Source organism: Streptomyces sp. DH24, from assembly GCF_029813775.1.
Lineage (GTDB): Bacteria > Actinomycetota > Actinomycetes > Streptomycetales > Streptomycetaceae > Streptomyces.
Genome location: NZ_JARVKW010000003.1, coordinates 23,023 through 38,212, shown reverse-complemented (window position 1 = coordinate 38,212; position 15,190 = coordinate 23,023). Strand labels below are relative to the sequence as shown.

The following is a 15,190-nucleotide window of genomic DNA, read 5'->3' as shown; positions in this document are numbered from 1 at the left end:
GCAACGCCGTGTGTGGCGGGGTGCGGCCCACGACGGCCCGGCCCGTGACAGGGCTCAGCCACGACGGGCGGCGCCCGCAGGGCAAGAGGGAGGGGCGGAAAGGAGTCAGTCGGTCCGCGCGTGCAGCAGCCGGTTCACGGAGTGCAGCGAGCCCACGGCCGATCCGAGGGCGTCCAGCTCCCCGTCCGTGAGGGCGCGCAGGACCTCGGTGAGGTGGGCGCTCATCAGCCGGTCGACCTCGGTGACCCGCTGCCGGGCCAGAGCCGTCGGATGCAGGTGAGCGATCCGCTTGTCGGCGGGGTCCGGCCGGCGCTCCAACAGCCCGAGGCCCACCATCTGCGTGACCAGCGCGCTGACGTTGTTCGGCCGCATCAGCAGCGCGTCGGCCGCCTCCCGGACGGTGACCCCGTCCTGGGTGTGCACCAGCCGCAGCAGCGCGAGCTGCGCCTCGGGCGGCTTCGGGTGCGGGAACTCCCGGTCGACGCGCCGGTCGAGGGCGCGGCACAGCGCGGGCAGGCATGCCACGAGCTCGGCGGCCACGTGGTCGATGTCCTGGGCGGACGCGCTGGAACTGGTCACCCCCCAACTTTAGGTATGAAGACATACCTATGTCAAAGGAGAGGTTTCGGCGGCGCCGGCGCCGCCGTGATCACGTCACCCTCGTGAAACCGGACAGGGGTGGATGTGCGCGACTGCGGAGGAGCGCGCGGGCGCGCGCCGCTCCTGTGAGTGGTTGCGGCGTCGACTGCGACGTGCGCGGACGCGGCGCTGTGCAGAAGTCGTGGACCGGCTGTCCGGGGCGCGCGGGCGGGATGTGCGAATGTCGCGAACGTGCCTTCATGGGACCTCCATACCGACTGGCCGGAAGATGCCTTGTTGCGGCAACTTGCCACGGACGAAGGTGGATTGAGCACCTGAGCATCAGGAGTCACAAGCCGAGTTGCTTGGCCCGCGGCTGACCGCCCGGGGCGTTGACGGGGGAAAACTGATGCGGTGCGCGAGGCCGACGTCGCCATGGGCGCGGGGCCGTGCTCGCGTTGCTGCCGAAACCTCTCCCTCCGCCGTCCTCTTGGTGCCGTCGTCCGGTGCCCGCGACAGGGATAGGAGGGGGAATGCCGATGAGTCCAGTGAGCGCCGCCAAGCCGACGTATCCCGGCGTCTACGTCGAAGAGCTTCCCAGCAGCACCCGAACGATCTCGACGCTCACCACGTCGGTGACCGCCTTCGTCGGCCACACCCGCCGGGGCCCGCTGAACGAACCGGTCCGCGTCACCAGCTTCACGGAGTTCGAGCGCCGTTTCGGCGGACTCAGCTCCCAGAGCGCCGTCGGCTACGCGGTGCACCAGTTCTTCGGCAACGGCGGCACCGTCGCCGTCGTCGTCCGCGTCGCCAGGTCCGGCAGCGGCAAGGCCGCCTGCGTCGTCCTGGAGTCCACCGAGGGGCACAGCGAGAGCCGCGTCCTGGAGGTGCACGCCAAGGAGCCCGGCGTGTGGGGCAACGGCCTGCGCGTCGCCGTCGACTACGACACGCCCTGCCCCGACGAGACCTTCAACCTGCGCGTCTACGACGCCAAGGGCGAGGCCCGCGAAAGCTTCACCGGCCTGTCCATGGACCCCTCGCACGGCCGCCACGCGCAGACCGTGATCAACGCGGGCTCCCGGCTGATCCGCGTCGAGGCCGTCGGCGAGGGCCGGCCCGACCCGTCCGGCACCGTCTCCAAGCCGTTCGGGCACGAACTGCCCGACCTGGCCGTCGACCTCACGGTCAAGATCGGCGACGTGGAGCGGGAGTTCACCCTCTACGACCCCGACTGCGACGGAGAGGCCCCGTCCTCCGTGACCGGGCTGGCGCTGCTCCTGGAACGCAAGCTGCGCGCCCTGCCCGACGCGCCCGGCAGGCACGCCTTCGCCGGCGCCGAGGTCACCGCCTTCGGCCGCCGCATCCAGGTGGTCGCCGGCTCCACCGACCCCGACGACGTCGTCCGCTTCGTCGGCGAGTGCGCCAACGACCTCGGCCTGGAGGCGTCCGTCAACCCGCCGGTGTTCCCGCTGGAGGGCGGCGAGGACGGCGCGGCGCCCGGCCCGCGCGACCTCATCGGCAGCGAGGCCGGCAAGACCGGCATCCAGGCCCTGCGCGGCGTCGCCGACGTCAACCTGCTCGTGCTGCCCGAAATCGCGGCGTACGAGAAGACCGAGGACATGGTCACCGTCGTCTCGGCGGCCCAGCGGCTGTGCGTCGAGCGCCGGATCTTCCTGCTCGTCGACGCGCCCAGCACCTGGGTGAGCGTCGACACCGCACGCGCCGGGCTCGCCGCCTTCGACGCCGTGCGCGGCAACCACGCGGGCCTGTACTTCCCGCACCTGCAGCTCACCGACCCGCTCACCGGGCGGCTGCGCGCCTTCCCGCCGTCCGGCGCGGTCGCCGGCGTCATCGCCCGCACCGACTCCGAGCGCGGCGTGTGGAAGGCACCGGCCGGCACCGAGGCGCGGCTCGCGGGCGTGCACTCCCTCACGGTCAACCTCACCGACCGCGAGGCCGGACTGCTCAACCCGCTCGGCGTCAACTGCCTGCGCAGCTTCCCCGTGACCGGCCCGGTCGTGTGGGGCGCGCGCACGCTGGAGGGCTCGGACGCGCTGGAGAGCGAGTGGAAGTACGTGCCGGTACGGCGCCTCGCGCTGCACGTCGAGGAGAGCCTGCAACGCGGCCTGCAGTGGGTGGTGTTCGAGCCGAACGACGAGAACCTGTGGCAGCAGATCCGGCTCGCCGCCTCCTCGTACCTGCACACCCTCTTCCGCCAGGGCGCCTTCAAGGGCGGCACCCCGCGCGAGGCGTACTTCGTCAAGTGCGACAGCGACACGACGACCGCCGAGGACATCGAGAACGGCATCGTGAACGTCCTCGTCGGCTTCGCACCGGTCCGCCCGGCAGAGTTCGTGATCGTCAAAATCCAGCAGACGTCCGGGCAGTTCGCGCTCTAGGCGCCGGGAATCGTGGAGAACTGAAGGAATCCGATGGCAGAGTTCACGGTCAACGCCCATCGCTTCGACCCCTACAAGAACTTCAAGTTCCTGGTCCTGTGGGACGGTCGGACGGTCGCGGGCATCAGCAAGATCAGTCCGCTGAAGCGGACCACGGAAGTCGTCAAGCACCGGCACGGCGGCGACCCGTCGTCGCCCCGCAAGTCGCCCGGCCGCTCCGAGTTCGAGGGCATCACCCTGGAGCGGGGCGTCACCCACGACCCCGAGTTCGACCGCTGGGCCAACAAGGTCTGGCAGGTCGGCGCCGGTCTCGGCTCCGAGGTGTCCCTCGCCGACTTCCGCAAGGACATAGTCATCCAGGTCCTCAACGAGGCCGGCCAGGTCGCCGTCTCGCACAAGCTCTACCGGACCTGGCCCAGCGAGTACCAGGTCCTCGGCGAACTGGACGCCAACGCCAACGCGGTGGCCATCCAGTCGCTGAAGCTCGAGTGCGAGGGCTGGGAGCGGGACTACGAGGTGCCCGAGCCCGAGGAACCGTCCTTCCTCAACCCGGCCTGACCAGGGGACGTCACGGGGGGAGACGATGGTGATGACCGGGGCGGCCGATGTCCTGGCCGCCTGGGAGGCCGGGACCGGCCGCGCACCGGCCGGGCGCGCCCTGCTGCTGCACCAGGCGGCGCGCCCGGACCTCGCCGGCGACCCGGCGGCCCTGCTGGCGCTGCCCGTCGGCGAGCGCGAGGCGGACCTGTTCACCCTGCGCCGGGCGCTGTTCGGTGACCTGATGCAGGTGCGGCTGGCGTGCCGGGCGTGCGGCGAGGACATGGAGTTCGAGCTGGACGCCGGGGAGTTCGCCCGCACCCTGGCCGAGCGACGCGACCCGGTCGTGCGGGTCGCCGAGAGCGGCTGGGAGGTCGAGTTCCGGGTGCCCGCCGTCGCCGACCTGACGGCGGCGGCCCGGGACGCCGACCCGCGGCGGGCCCTGCTCGCGCGGTGCGTGGTGTCCGCCGCGCGCGACGGGCGGCCCGTCCCGGCGGACGAGCTGCCCGCCGGGGTGCAGCGCCGGATCGCCGAGGCCGCCGAGACCGCGGACCCGGCGGCCGACGTGGCACTCAACGTCGCCTGCCCCGACTGCGGCGAGGCCACCCGCGCCGAACTCGACATCGCCTCCTACCTGTGGACCGAACTGGACGCCTGGGCACGGGACCTGCTTCTCGACGTCCACCTGCTCGCCACCGCCTACGGCTGGAGCGAACCGGAGATCCTGGCGCTCAGCCCGCTGCGGCGCCGCTACTACCTGGAGCTGTGTGCGGATGTCTGACCCCACCGCAGGACGGCCGGGCGGGCCGACGCCCGACTTCCTCGACCGGCTGCTCGCCCGGCACGCCCCGGTCGCCGCCGCGCGGGCCGACGTGGCGCGGGTGCGGCCGAGGCTGCCCGGACCGTTCGAACGGATCGAGGCGGTACGGGGCCGGGACGCCGACCGGGACGGCACAGAACCGCTGTGGCCGGTCACCGCCCCGCTCACCGAGCGCCGCGAGGAGGCGGCCCGGCCCACGGCCCGCGAGGTGCTGCGCACGGAGCGGGAACGGACCGTCGTACGGACCGAACAGGCACCCGCGCCGGACACCCCCGCACCCCGCCCGGCCGCACCGCCCCTGCCCGAGACGCCGCTGCTGCGGCCCGTCACGCCGCTCACGCCCGGGCTCCGACCGGTGCCCGACACCGGCCGCCGCTCGGCGGGACGCGGCCGTGCCGAGCCGGCACCCGCCCCGAGCGCGGTGTCCGTGCCCAGCCCCCCGGGCACGGACACCGCGTCCCGCGCCACCGGGCCCGCCGCCCCGCGGCCGAGCGCCGCGGACACGGCCGCCGCGCGCGACGCCGTGCGCCAGGCCTCGGCCCGGCGCACGGGACGCGGCGGCGAGCAGGTGGTGCAGGTGCAGATCGGGCGCCTGGAGGTCACGGCCGCCGAGCCGGCCCGGGGCGGCGGACAGCACCGGCCCCGGCAGACGGGGCGCCCGCAGGCCACGGTGAGCCTCGCCGACTACCTGGCGAGGGGGCGCGAATGACCGCCACGACGGGCCGCGCACAGCGGCCGCGAAGGACTACAGGGACCGAGGAACCGACGCCATGAGCAACGCACTCGCCATCGCCCATGTCAGCCAGGCCCTCGCCCTGTTGATCGCGGACAACCTGCGACCCGAGGTCGACGAGGCCGTCAAGGTCGAGGCGCGCAAGCCGCCCGTCGAGCCGCCCGGCGAACCCACCGTCTCCGTGTTCCTCTACCAGGTCACGCCCAACACCTCGCAGCGCAACAACGACCTGCCCACCCGCGCCGCCGACGGCACGCTCGTGCGGCGGGCCTCGGCGGCGCTCGACCTGCACTACCTGATCAGCGCGTACGGCGACGAGAAGGACCTGGTGGGCCAGCGCCTGATCGGCTCCGTCGTGCGCACCCTGCACGAGACGCCGGTCCTGCCCAAGGACGTCGTCGAACGCGCCGGGGAACGGCCGTACCTGGCCGGCAGCAACCTCGCGGAGGCCGTGCAGCGCGTGCGCTTCACGCCGACCGTGATGGACATCGACGAGACGTCGAAGCTGTGGGGGATGCTCCACCAGACCCCGTACGCGCTGTCCGTGGTCTACCAGGCCGCCCTCGTCCTCATCGACGGCCTCGAAACCCCCGTCCCGCGCAAGCCGGTGGAACGGGCCGACGTGCGGGTGCTGCCCTTCGGGGCGCCGGGTGCGCCCGTGCCGCCGGGACCCGCGGCGCCCGCCCGCGCGCCGGCCACGGAGGGCGGGACCGGCACCGGCGACCGCCCGGAAACCACCGCAGGGCAAGCGTCGCAGGGTGGCGCGCTCGCCCGGACGCCCGCCAGGACGGTCGCGAAGGCGGCCGCCACGACCGAGCCGAAGACCACCACCAAGGCACCGGCCGCCCGCGTCCGCAGGGCAACCAAGGCGGCGCAGCCCGCGAAGAAGACGGCGAAACCCGCCGCCGACGCGAAGAACGACGGCACGGACAGCAGCGCGAGGACGCGCCGCCGCGGCGGCGACGCGGACACGGAGAACTGAGGCGAAGTGACACCGACGGGGGCGGGTGAGGACATGGGAGCGCAGGGAACGCACGCGGCCGGGCGGACCGGTGCCCGCGACGGCGGCGGCTCGACGCTGACCGCCGAGATTCGGCGCGTCCTGACCCGCCTCGACGCCCACGCGGCCCGCGCCGACGCGACCGGTCACGGGAACTCCCCGGAAACCGCGGCGGCTTCCGGCACCGCCGTGGAGCCCGCCGCCGGGCCCGGCACGGCACCGCTCGACGCCCTCGTCGCCTGCTTCGGCCTCACCGCCTTCGAGCGGGACGTCGTCCTCCTCACCGCCGCCCACGAACTCGACCCCACCACGGCCGCCCGCTGCGCCGCCGCCTGCGGCGACCCGGAACGCGCCCACCCCACCTTCTCGCTCGCCCTGGCCGCACTCGCCGACGCCCACTGGAGCGCCCTCACCCCCGTCGCCCCGCTGCGGCGCTGGCGCATCGTGGAACTGGACGACGACACCCGCCTCACCACGTCCCGTCTGCGGCTCGACGAGCGCGTCCTGCACTTCCTGCTCGGCTCGCCCTACCTCGACGCCCGGCTGCACGGCCGACTGCGCCGCGCCCCCGTCCCCGACGCGCTGCCGCCGTCGTACGACCGGGCGGCGAGCAGGCTCGCCGCCGGCTGGGCCGCCGAGACCGGTGCCGCGCCGCTGGTCGAGGTGACCGGCGGCGACCTGCGCAGCCGCGCCGACATCGCCGCGACGGCCGCCGCGCGCACCGGGCTCGGGCTCTACGCGATGAGCGCCGAGGACGTCCCGACCGACCCCGCGGAACGCGACCGGCTCGCCCGGCTGTGGCAGCGCGAGGCGATCCTGCTGCCCGCCGCGCTGCTCGTGGAGGTGGGCGAGCTGGACCGCGACCAGCGCGCGGCCACCGAGGCGTTCCTGGCGGGAACCGCCGTCCCGGTGGTCGTGTCCAGCGAGGACCCCGTGCGCACGGAACGGTCCCACGCCGCCCGGGTGACCGTGCCCCGCCTGGACGACGAGGAACAACTCGCCCTGTGGGCCGAGGCGTTCGAGGGCGTCACCGACCTGACGGACCACGAACTGCGCTCGCTGGTCGCACAGTTCCGGCTGCCACCGCACGTCGTACGCTCCGCCGCCGCCGCCGTACGCCGTGATCTGCCCGGCGAGGACGACCTGGACGCCGCCGGTCTCGCCTGGCGGGCCGGGCTGGACGAGGCGCGGGTCGGCATGGACGAGCTGGGACGGCGCGTCGAACCCCGGGCGGGCTGGACGGACCTGGTGCTGCACGAGCGGCAGACGAGCGTGCTGCGGGAGATCGTCGCCCACTTGCGGCAGCGGCCGAAGGTCCACCAGGAATGGGGCTTCGCGGCCACGCTGCGGCGCGGCCTCGGCGTCACCGCCCTGTTCGCGGGCGGCTCCGGCACCGGCAAGACCCTGGCCGCCGAGGTGATGGCGCGGGAACTCGGCCTCGACCTCTTCGTCATCGACCTCTCCCAGGTCGTCAGCAAGTACATCGGCGAGACGGAGAAGAACCTCCGCCGCGTCTTCGACGCCGCCGAACGCGGCGGCGCGCTGCTGCTGTTCGACGAGGCCGACGCCCTGTTCGGCAAACGCAGCGAGGTCAAGGACAGCCACGACCGGTACGCCAACCTCGAGGTCAGCTACCTGCTGATGCGCATGGAGGCCTACCGGGGCCTGGCCGTCCTCACCACCAACATGAAGCAGGCCCTCGACACCGCCTTCCTGCGCCGCATCCGCTTCGTCGTGGACTTCCCGTTCCCGGCCGAGCACGAGCGCGCCGAGATCTGGCGCCGTGTCCTGCCCCCGCAGACGCCGGTCAAAAACATCGACGTCGGCCTGTTGGCACAGCTCACCGTCGCCGGCGGCTCGATCCGCAACATCACCCTGTCCGGGGCGTTCCTCGCCGCCGAGGAGGGCGAGGCGCTGCAGATGCGCCACATGCTCGCGGCGGCCCGTACCGAGTACCTGAAGCTCGAACGTTCGCTGACGCCCACGGAGGTGCGCGGATGGGTGTGAACGGGGAACCGGACGCGATCCGCGTGGAGATCGGGGAGTTCGTCCTCGACGGCTTCCGCGCGGACCCGGAGCACGTGTCGGCGTCCTTCGAGCGGGAACTGACCCGCCTGATCCGGGAACACGGCGTGCCGCTGGCGTCGCACGGCCCGCTGTCCGCCGACCTCCTGTCCGGACTTCCGCCGCTGCCCGCGAACCTGTCGGCCCGCCGGCTCGGCCAGGAACTCGCGCGTGTGGTGCACGAAGGGCTCAGCGGCCACGGGGAGGTGACGCGATGAGCTCGCGGACGGACCAGAACCACGCGGACCAGTCCGCCGAACAGCGCCGCCGCAAGCGCAGGGAACGGGCCGCCAAGTCCCGTGCCCCCGAGCCGAAGAACATCGTCAGCGGCGCCGGCCAGCCCCTCGACCCGGGCGTCCGGCGCGAACTGGAGGAACAGCTCGGGCACGACCTCGGCGGCGTCCGCCTGCACACCGACCGCGACGCCGGACAGCTGACCGACCTGCTCGGCGCCGACGCGGTCGCCGTCGGACAGGACATCTTCTTCCGCGAGGGCGCGTACAAGCCGGGCACCGACGAGGGCCGCCGCCTGCTCGCCCACGAACTCCTGCACACCGTCCAGAACCCGCACGGCCTCGGCGCCCTGCGCGCCGGCCGCGACCTGGGGGCCGTCAGCCTGCCGCAGCAGGCCGTCGAACGGGAGGCGGAGTCGGCAGCCCAGGACCTGGTGCGCGCGGAGCCGGACGCCGCTGCCGAGGTCGAGGAGAGGCAGGCGACGCCGGGGTGGCTGCGGTACGCGACGGTGGACGCGGACCGCCGCCGCATGGAGCAGCTCGACCCCGCCACACTCGTGGACCGCCTGGCCAACGGCCTGCTGCGCTCGCTGCGCGGCGACCCGGAGGACCGCTCGGGCCGCGTACGGTTGCAACTGGCCCGCATGGCACCGCAGGTGCAGGACAGCGTGCTGGACCGGCTGGAGGTGCGCCTTCCCGCGCCGGCCCTCGACCACCTGCTGGAACTCGTCGAGGAGACGCAGGAGGCGGGCCCGCTGCCGCTGGACGCCGCGGCGGCTCCGCACGCGGTGGCCGGTGCGGGGGAGGAGATCGAGGAGGAGCGCGAGGCGGCCCAGGACCGGACCGGCGAGCCCTCGACGGGACGAGACCGGCGAGAGGGCGGAACCGAGGGCGACAAGGACCGCAAGGGGACGGACGAGGGTCCGCGGGGCGAGAGGTCCGAAGGCGAGGGCGGCTCGGGCGACACCAGGAGGGACACCGGCGCCGAGGCCGGTCCCCGGGAAACGCGGGACACGGACCGGCAGCAGCACTCCCAGGCGCAGCAGGAGCGCGCGCAGGAACGGCAGGAGGAGCGGGACGGCTCCGGCCGGGAGGCACAGCAGGACGCGGTCGAGGAACGCAAGGGCGAGCAGGAGGGCCGGCAGGCCCAGCAGGACCAGGACGCTCAGGACGAGGCGGGCGACCCGCAGGAGGCCGATCAGCAGGGCAGCGAACAGGAGCAGCGCGGGCCGCAGGACGAGGCCGACGCCGGTCGCCGACCGGCCCAGGCTCTCGAAGCCGTGGACCGCAGCGGCGCCGAACCGGGCGAGCGCTCCCGCACGGCCTCCGGCCCGACGGCTTCCCGCGTGCCGGGGGACCCGGAGAACGAGCAGGACGCGGACGACGAACCGTTGGGTCTGGAGGCCGAGCCTGCGGAAGAGGACGTCGAGCACGAGCCGGGCGACGAAGCGGCCGGAGGCCGCGCGTCCGATGCCGACACCGCCCCGTCGGGCGAGGGCATCGCGGACGACCCTCGGTTGTTCGTGCGGCGCAAGCGCGGCGCGCCACGTCCCCCGGCCCTGTCCCTCTCCGGCGGTTCGACGGACGACGCCGGGGACGTCGCGGAAGCCGAACCTGGGGCGAGCAGCTCCGAGCGCACCGATGATGAGGACGTCGAGGACCGGGCCGTCCCGGAGCTGTGGGACGTCATGGCGGCGGACCCGGACTCCGCCGGGGACGGGGCGGACTCGGCCGCCGAGCCACTGTCCTCCGGACCGGTGGGCGCGTCCCTGCCGGTCACCGGGAAGGACGCGGAGAGGGAGCAGGAGCAGGCCCGACAGGAGGACGCCGAGGCAGCGCGCCGCGAGGCCGAGGCGCGCGCCGCCGACGGTGCCGGGCCGGTCACCCTCCCCGGTCCCGGTGAGACGGCCGGGCCGGACCAACTGGCCAAGGCGGACGAGGATGCCCGCCGGCAGTCGGTCGGCTCGGCTTCGGGCAGCAAGGGCGCGGCCGACGGCGGCTCGGGCCGGGCCGCCGAGTCGGACGCACCCGGCGGCGGTCGCACGGAGGCCGGAGCCGGAAAGGCCGCCGACCAGCGGGCGGGCGAGGGCGCGGACCAGTCTTCGCGCGGCGCGGGCCAGGGCCGGGACGGCAGCGGCACGGCGCCGGGGAAGGACGACGCGAGCCAGAACGAGGACGATGCCGGCTCGGGGCCGTCGACGCCCGCTCCCGGTGACCGGGAGGTCTCCGAGGGCAAGGGCCCCGCCACCACCCCCGGCCCGCGGACCGGCCGGGACAGGGTCTCGGTACCGGGACCCACGAGCGCGCCCGGACTCGCCCCTGGCAACGGACCATCCCCCATGTCCGCGGGCCCGGAACCGAAGACCGACGGCCCCCGGCCCACGGAGGCGACAGGGTCCGGCGGCGCCGGGGGAACCAAGTCCCGCCCGACCCCCAAGGCACGCCAGGCGGCACGGCGGGCCACCCGGAACGCCCGCCGCGGTGTCGGAGGCGGCGGCCGTACCGCTTCCGCTCCCGCACCTGTGCGGTCCGGTGGCCGCGGTGGAGGCCGGGCCGCCGGGTCCGGCCCGGCGAAGGCCAAGCGGGAGGCCCCGGCACCGGACGTCTCCCATGCCACACCCGAGACCGGACTGGCGACGGCCTCCGGCCTGAAACCGCACCAGGCCCTTGAGACGCTCAAGGGCGTGGACGGCGCGGTCGGCCGCTCCGTCGACGAGGAACGCTCGGCGTTGCGCAAGGCACCGCCGAAGACGCAGCGGCCCTCCGGCTCCCCGCGCACGGTGCCCGGCGGGCCGAGGCCGGCGGCCCCGGGCACGTACACGAACGCCAAGGTCGCCCGTACGGAGGCGGCCCCGGGCAAGACCCCCGAGATCACCGGCGAGCAGAAGCCGGAGGGCGAGGTTCCCGGCGCGAACGTGCCGGAGCCGAGCTGGTGGGACATCGCCGTCACCATTGGCGCCCAGCTGTTCGGCAAGCTGCTCAAGGAGATCCTGCCGCTCGACGATCTGATCGACTCCATCCTGGGGCTGCCGACCAAGGACGAGGGCCTGAAGAACGCCAAGGTGGGTGACGCCCCGAGACTCCCCCTGGAGAACGACTCCGACCCGCAGCGCACCGACGAGCAGGGCCAGAAGCTCGACGAGCGGAAGAACGAGCTGCACCGGTCGGGACGCGAGGACGCCGCCCGCCCGATGGGCGAGGACCAGATCTACCCCGACGTGCCCAAGGAGACCCTGACCGGCAAGGTGGCCGGTGGGAAGAAGAACGCCGGCGCCGGCGGCACCAAGTCGGTGTCCGGCGGCGGCGTGCCGATCGAGTCCGCGTCCGCCGTGGCCGAGCACGACCGCGGCCCGCAGATCCAGGCGGGCTTCGCGCAGGGCCGGCAGAAGATGGCGCAGGAGCGCCAGGCCAAGGACAAGAAGGCGGCGCAGGACCGCGACAAGCACGACCAGGACCTCCGGCGCGAGGTGTCCGCGAGCGGCAGGAAGCAGGCCGACGCCCGCGACAAGGGCCGCTCCGACATCGCCGACTCCCGCGACGAGTGGCGCAAGGAGCAGGACGACAAGGTCGCGGAGATCGACGGCAAGAAGGGCAAGAAGTACGACGAGGTCCGCAAGGACATCAAGGACAAGGACGAGCAGACCGAGAAGGACGTCGACAAGCGGACCGAGGACGACAACAAGAAGATCGAGGACGAGGACACCAAGGCCGAACGCGAGGCGGAGAAGAAGCAGGAAGAGGGCAAGAGCGACGCCGACAACTGGCTCGAAGAGGCCATCGAGAAGCTGAAGCAGTTCTTCGAGGACCTGAAGAACGCCATCAAGACCGTCTTCGAGAAGGCCCGCCAGGTCGTCACCGACCTCATCGACAGGTTCAAGCAGCAGGTCTTCAAGCTCATCGACGACGCCCGCAACTGGGTCATCGACAAGATCAACAAGTTCGCGGACGTGCTGATCGCCCTCGGCGACGAACTCCTCGCCGACTACCCGGCGATGCGCGACAAGTGGCGCGACACGATCGACGGCGCGCGGGACTGGGCGGTCCAGAAGGTCAACGAGGCGGCCAACGCCCTGAAGGAGGTCGCTGGCAGGCTTCTGGACGGCTTGTGCGGCGCGCTGCTCGCCGGCCTCGACATGCTGGAGGGCGGTCTGCTGGCGGCCGTCGACATCGCGGAGACCGTCACGGTCGGCGCCCTGGAGTTCGGCGCGGCCGCCGTCGCGGCTCTGGGCGAGTGGGCGGCCATCTTCAACGACATCGTCTCCGACCCCGGCGACTGGATCAGCAAGGCCGGGGCGGCGGCGGAGACGGGCGCCAAGGAACACCTCTTCGACGAGATCAAGACCGCGGTCAAGGCCTGGTTCAACCAGAAGGTCCAGGAGATCATCGGCATTCCGGTGGAGGACTTCCAGGAGTTGATCTCCGGAGGCGTCACCGTCGAGCAGATGGCGCAGATGGCCTGGGACGAGGCGCTGCCGCAACTGCCCGTCATCATCGGCGTGATGGTCGTCGAAAAGGTCGTCGCCAAGCTCATCCCCGGCGCCGGCTGGGTCATGGCGATCATCGACGCGCTGCAGACCGCGTGGGGCGCCCTCAGCGAGATCCTCGCCGCGTTCGGCCTGTTCATGGACTTCCTGAAGTCGGTCAAGAGCGGCAACGGCGCGCTGCCCTTCGCCAAGGCGGTCGCGGCCGGGGTCGTCGCCCTGCTGGAGCTCGTCTACGAGTTCCTGATCGAGGGCGTCAGCCGCTTCATGGGCAAGGTGGCCGAACGGCTCGGCGACATGCTCAAGGGCCTTCGCAGGAAGAAGGAGACGCCGGGCGGGGACGCGCCGGACCGGCCGAGCGCCCCCGACAAGCCCGCACACGACAAGCCGAAGGACGACGAGCGTACCGACAAACCAGCCGACCGGCCCGCCCCCCGCAAGCCCTCGCCCGACAGGGCGTCCCGCCCCGCCTCCAGGCCCCGTCCCGGCAAGCGTCCTTCCCCGGGGAAGAAGCCGCGCCCCGGACACACCACCAGGGCGAAGAAGCGCCGCGACGACGACGAACGACGCGAAGAGGGACGCGAGGTCAACGCCGCCAGGCGGCGGGCGCGCGACGCGGAACGCAGGACGCGCGACGAGGACCGGGACACCTACCCCACCCGGCGCGGCCCGGCCCGCGACACCCTCCGCCCGGACCGCGGCCGCCCCGGCAGGGACCGCGCGGACGACCGGGACCGCGACCCCAGGGACACCCGGCCGGGCGATCGGCGCGGCCCCCAGGACGGGCGCCGATCCGACGACCGTCGCACGGACGGCGACCACAAGGACGACCGCCGTCGCGACAGGGACAGGGACGGTGACAAGGACCGTGAGAAACGCGAGCGTCCCGGGAATCGCGTCCGGCGCGCCCGCCAGACCGTCAAGGCGGCTGCGCGCCGAGCCCGGCGTGCCGCCCGCAAGCTCCACGGCAAGGCCCGCCGTAGGCTCGGCAGCCGTCTGAACGACCGGCTGCGCCGCTTGCGGGACAGGTGGCGCAGGCGTCGGGACCGGCTGCGCGACGATCACTCGCGTCGTAGGACCGGCAGGAACCGCCCGCACCAGCGAGAGCGTGACACCTCGGACATCACCCTGCCCAAGGTGCGGTTCGCCGACGCCGACGACGGTGAACGGCACACGCTCATGTTCCACGGCCAGGGCGCGCGTGCGCCGCTGTACATCCACAGCACGCCGGTCGAGATCCCGCCGTTCCTCGACAGCTGGGCGGGAGATCTCGGCAAGCCGGAGGCCAAGCGGCGCAAGTCGGAACAGCAGGGTTTCCTGACCCGGGCGCGTGTGAAGTACGCCGATGTCCTGAAGGAGCAGGCACGCCCTCTGATGGAAACCGACGAGAAGAAGCGGAAGAAGGAGAAGCGGGACAAGGAGCGTGACCTGAAGAAGGCGATGATGAGGTTCGCCGACGAAGCACGCAACCGCATCTACTTCGACATACCGAAGGAAGATCTTCAGGACTTCACGGACGTCTCTCCGGTGGATGACGAGGACACGCGTCGCAGCGAGGAGCACATGTCGGGCTACATCGGCAATCCGACCAAGACGCTGTTCGGCGGGGGAGGTCAGGACGCCCGGAAGGCGGCGGACGGACAGCCTCCCGGCTGGGAGGACATCGCCGAGCGTGGGCTGAGTGCGAAGGGCGCCTGGGTGCGCATGCACCTGCTGCCGGAGAGCCTGGGCGGGCACGCGAAGGGCAACAACCTGGTTCCGGCGCGCGGTGAGACCAACAAGGAGTTCTATCGCAAGTTCGAGGGGCCCGCGTATCACGCCGTCCCCGACCCGGAGCCGATCATCTGGTACCGCACCAGGGCTGAATTCCACCAGAAAACCCCCCACGTGGCGAGTTACATCTACGCGGAGTACGGCGGCTACGAGAAGATCGGCGGGACCGGAAAGGAACAGAAGGACTGGAAGCGGATAGAACAGCCGCGGGACAAGTTCGACCGCTCACCCCTACCCCTCGATTCCGGCGACATGAAAAAGCTGTCCATCAACGGCGCCGGCCGCCCGGCCATCAAAAAGCGTCTCCTGGGCAACAGGTACGAGGCGCTCGCCAAGCATTTTGTTGATGCTCGCAACGAGCTGCACAACGATGAGGAAAGCCTCTCCGACGTGGGCGACATCGAAGTGCTCATGGACAACTACAAGAGGGACCATCCGACTCTGAGGCTTACAGGGCTTGATGTCCTGCTCGCCGCCCTTCGCGAGAAGGAACGAGAAATCAACTGGAAATGGGAGTTCTAGGATGACGCAGCGGGATGAGGAATTCCCATTCCCCTACGAGCGCAGCTGT

General features: G+C 72.7%; 9 protein-coding genes. 8 read left to right on the top strand and 1 reads right to left on the bottom strand.

The genetic code is table 11. The features are described from left to right. Positions 1–105: 105 nt before the first annotated feature. Complete coding sequence (locus QC282_RS02720; protein WP_279547535.1) at positions 106–579, bottom strand: MarR family winged helix-turn-helix transcriptional regulator; 474 nt, start codon at positions 577–579, stop codon at positions 106–108. 533 nt (positions 580–1,112) lie between these two features. On the opposite strand from QC282_RS02720, the gene QC282_RS02715 reads away from it, so the two are divergent. From QC282_RS02715 to QC282_RS02680, 8 genes are all read left to right on the top strand, one after another. Beyond that, positions 1,113–2,978: a phage tail sheath subtilisin-like domain-containing protein gene (locus QC282_RS02715; RefSeq protein WP_279547534.1), complete on the top strand. Its 1,866-nt coding sequence runs from the start codon at positions 1,113–1,115 to the stop codon at positions 2,976–2,978. A 33-nt stretch (positions 2,979–3,011) separates the two neighbouring features. After that, positions 3,012–3,536: a phage tail protein gene (locus tag QC282_RS02710; RefSeq protein ID WP_004003113.1), complete on the top strand. Its 525-nt coding sequence runs from the start codon at positions 3,012–3,014 to the stop codon at positions 3,534–3,536. Positions 3,537–3,561: 25 nt separating this feature from the next. Continuing rightward, the gene (locus QC282_RS02705; protein ID WP_279547533.1) at positions 3,562–4,296 is read left to right on the top strand and encodes a hypothetical protein; all 735 of its coding nucleotides are present in this window, start codon (positions 3,562–3,564) and stop codon (positions 4,294–4,296) included. Further along, positions 4,289–5,044 carry a hypothetical protein gene (locus tag QC282_RS02700; protein WP_279547532.1) on the top strand — a complete coding sequence of 252 codons (756 nt, stop codon included), beginning with the start codon at positions 4,289–4,291 and terminating at the stop codon, positions 5,042–5,044. The genes QC282_RS02705 and QC282_RS02700 overlap by 8 nt, the downstream gene beginning before the upstream one ends. Positions 5,045–5,105: 61 nt before the next feature. Continuing rightward, positions 5,106–6,050 carry a DUF4255 domain-containing protein gene (locus QC282_RS02695; RefSeq protein WP_279547531.1) on the top strand — a complete coding sequence of 315 codons (945 nt, stop codon included), beginning with the start codon at positions 5,106–5,108 and terminating at the stop codon, positions 6,048–6,050. 33 nt (positions 6,051–6,083) lie between these two features. After that, complete coding sequence (locus QC282_RS02690) at positions 6,084–8,075, top strand: ATP-binding protein (protein WP_279547530.1); 1,992 nt, start codon at positions 6,084–6,086, stop codon at positions 8,073–8,075. Further along, complete coding sequence (locus QC282_RS02685; RefSeq protein WP_279547529.1) at positions 8,066–8,350, top strand: hypothetical protein; 285 nt, start codon at positions 8,066–8,068, stop codon at positions 8,348–8,350. The genes QC282_RS02690 and QC282_RS02685 overlap by 10 nt, the downstream gene beginning before the upstream one ends. Next, the gene (locus tag QC282_RS02680; protein ID WP_279547528.1) at positions 8,347–15,141 is read left to right on the top strand and encodes a DUF4157 domain-containing protein; all 6,795 of its coding nucleotides are present in this window, start codon (positions 8,347–8,349) and stop codon (positions 15,139–15,141) included. The genes QC282_RS02685 and QC282_RS02680 overlap by 4 nt, the downstream gene beginning before the upstream one ends. Positions 15,142–15,190: the final 49 nt, after the last annotated feature.

Bases quoted from the DNA above. Each gene is read 5' to 3' on its own strand.
- QC282_RS02710 (WP_004003113.1), top strand. From the start codon at position 3,012: ATGGCAGAGTTCACGGTCAACGCCCATCGCTTCGACCCCTACAAGAAC.
- QC282_RS02700 (WP_279547532.1), top strand. From the start codon at position 4,289: ATGTCTGACCCCACCGCAGGACGGCCGGGCGGGCCGACGCCCGACTTC.
- QC282_RS02705 (WP_279547533.1), top strand. From the start codon at position 3,562: ATGGTGATGACCGGGGCGGCCGATGTCCTGGCCGCCTGGGAGGCCGGG.
- QC282_RS02695 (WP_279547531.1), top strand. From the start codon at position 5,106: ATGAGCAACGCACTCGCCATCGCCCATGTCAGCCAGGCCCTCGCCCTG.
- QC282_RS02680 (WP_279547528.1), top strand. From the start codon at position 8,347: ATGAGCTCGCGGACGGACCAGAACCACGCGGACCAGTCCGCCGAACAG.
- QC282_RS02685 (WP_279547529.1), top strand. From the start codon at position 8,066: ATGGGTGTGAACGGGGAACCGGACGCGATCCGCGTGGAGATCGGGGAG.
- QC282_RS02690 (WP_279547530.1), top strand. From the start codon at position 6,084: ATGGGAGCGCAGGGAACGCACGCGGCCGGGCGGACCGGTGCCCGCGAC.
- QC282_RS02715 (WP_279547534.1), top strand. From the start codon at position 1,113: ATGCCGATGAGTCCAGTGAGCGCCGCCAAGCCGACGTATCCCGGCGTC.